Source organism: Faecalibacterium tardum (assembly GCF_040096515.1).
GTDB lineage: Bacteria > Bacillota > Clostridia > Oscillospirales > Ruminococcaceae > Faecalibacterium > Faecalibacterium tardum.
In genome coordinates, this window is the sequence record NZ_JBBMEO010000084.1 from 1 (window position 1) to 2,164 (window position 2,164).

3 protein-coding genes are annotated in these 2,164 nt (G+C 53.5%); all 3 read left to right on the top strand.

Annotation, left to right across the window (positions count from 1 at the left end):
- A partial coding sequence (locus WMO44_RS14795) for a VirB6/TrbL-like conjugal transfer protein, CD1112 family (RefSeq protein ID WP_349153030.1) occupies positions 1-491 on the top strand: 491 nt, incomplete at its 5' end.
- A gap of 14 nt (positions 492-505) precedes the next feature.
- Positions 506-868 carry a PrgI family protein gene (locus tag WMO44_RS14800; protein ID WP_349153031.1) on the top strand — a complete coding sequence of 121 codons (363 nt, stop codon included), beginning with the start codon at positions 506-508 and terminating at the stop codon, positions 866-868.
- A partial coding sequence (locus WMO44_RS14805) for a VirB4-like conjugal transfer ATPase, CD1110 family (protein ID WP_349153032.1) occupies positions 843-2,164 on the top strand: 1,322 nt, incomplete at its 3' end. The genes WMO44_RS14800 and WMO44_RS14805, both read left to right, overlap by 26 nt.

Genomic DNA, 2,164 nt, shown 5'->3' on the forward strand with positions numbered 1-2,164 from the left:
TGACGCAGCAGGTGGTGGCAAATTCCAGCGGCATCATCAGCGGCAACACACGGGTGAACGACATCGGGCTTTCCATGCTCCAATCCAGCATGATGCAGATGGACGTAGGCCCACTGTTCGGGCTGTTCTTGCAGTCCTTCTTCATCGGCATCACCATGCGCATCCTGTCCATCGTGATTTTTGTCATCGTCTACGGAAGAATGATTGAGATCTATATGATGGTCAGTCTGGCTCCGGTGCCCATGGCAACATGGGGCAACCACGAGCAATCCCATGTGGGACAGAACTATCTTCGTTCTCTGTTCGCGCTGGGATTTCAAGGTTTCCTGATTCTGATCTGCGTGGCGATCTACGCTGTTCTGCTCCAGAATGTTGCAATATCCGGGGATGCCATCAACTCGATCTGGAGCATCGTGGGGTATACCGTGCTGCTCTGCTTCTCGCTGTTCAAGACCAGCTCTGTCGCCAAAACTCTGCTGGGTGCACATTGATTGGAGGTGAAATTTTGGCAGCTTATATTTCCGTGCCGCGCGATTTCAGCAAGGTGAAGTCCAAAGTAGCCTTCAACCTGACCGCCCGGCAGCTCGTCTGTTTTGGTGCAGCGGCAGTCGTAGGTGTGCCGCTGTTCTTTGTCCTGCGGGATACCGTAGGCAATACCGGTGCTACCCTCGGCATGATGGCGGTCATGCTGCCCATGTTCTTTCTGGCCATGTATCAGAAGAACGGTCAGCCGGCTGAAAAGATCCTGCGGTACTACTTTCAGGCGCGCTTTGTTCGCCCGAAGGTGCGTCCGTACCAGACTCGCAATTACTATGCACTGCTTGTGAAGGGAGATGACGCCCATGATTCCGTTTCTGAAAAAGAATAAAGACGGCAAAAAGCCGCCCAAGCCCACAGTGCCCCGCACGGCACAGGAAAGCATCCCGTTCCAGCGGATGTTTGAGGACGGTACCTGCCGTGTCCGTCCCGGCTACTACACCCGCACCATCCAGTATCAGGATATCAACTATCAGTTGGCGCAGCAGGAGGACAAGACCGCTATCTTTGAGGAATGGTGCAGTTTTCTCAACTTTTTCGACAGCTCTATCCACTTTGAGCTGTCCTTTGTGAATACCGCCACCGATTCCGCAGACTTTGAAAAGTCCATCCGCATCCCGTACCAGCAGGATGGTTTTGACGATGTGCGCGCTGAGTACAGCCAGATGTTGCGGCAGCAGCTTTCCAAGGGCAACAACGGTCTGACCAAGACCAAATTCCTGACCTACGGCATCGAGGGCGACAGCATGGCGCAGGTCAAACCCCGGTTGGAGCACATCCAGAACGACCTGATGAACAACTTTCATAGGTTAGGCGTTCTGGCAAAGCCGCTGGACGGTACGGAGCGTCTGCGGCTGATGCATGGGATGCTGAACATGGATGGAGCCAACAAGTTCCACTTCAACTGGAAAGACCTTGTGCCCAGTGGTCTGTCCGTAAAGGATGCCATTGCCCCTACTGCATTGGCATTTAAGAACAGCCGTACCTTTCAGATGGGCGGCATCTTCGGGGCGGTCAGCTTTCTGAATATCACGGCTTCTGACCTGAGCGACCAGTTGCTGAAGGATTTTCTGGACATGGATTCCAGTCAAATCGTTACCATGCACATCCAGTCCGTTGACCAGAACAAGGCCATCAAAACCATCAAGCACACCATCACCGAACTCGATAGGTCCAAGATCGAGGAGCAGAAAAAAGCCGTCCGCGCCGGATACGACATGGACGTGTTGCCGTCAGACTTGGCGACTTATGGGCGGGATGCAAAAGCCCTGCTGAAAGAATTGCAGTCGCAAAACGAGCGGATGTTCCTTGTCACTTTTCTGGTGCTGAACACCGGAAAGACCGAGCAGGAACTGGAAACCAACGTGTTTCAGGCGGTCAGCATTGCCCAGAAGCACAACTGCGAATTATGCCGCCTTGATTTTCAGCAGGAGCAGGGGCTGATGAGCAGCCTGCCGCTGGCAGACTGCCAGATCGAGATCCAGCGGGGTCTTACCACCAGCAGCACGGCGATTTTTGTTCCGTTTACCACGCAGGAACTGTTCGATAACGGCAAGGAAAGCCTGTATTATGGCTTGAACGCCCTGTCCAACAACCTGATTATGGTTGACCGCAAAAAGCTGAAGAA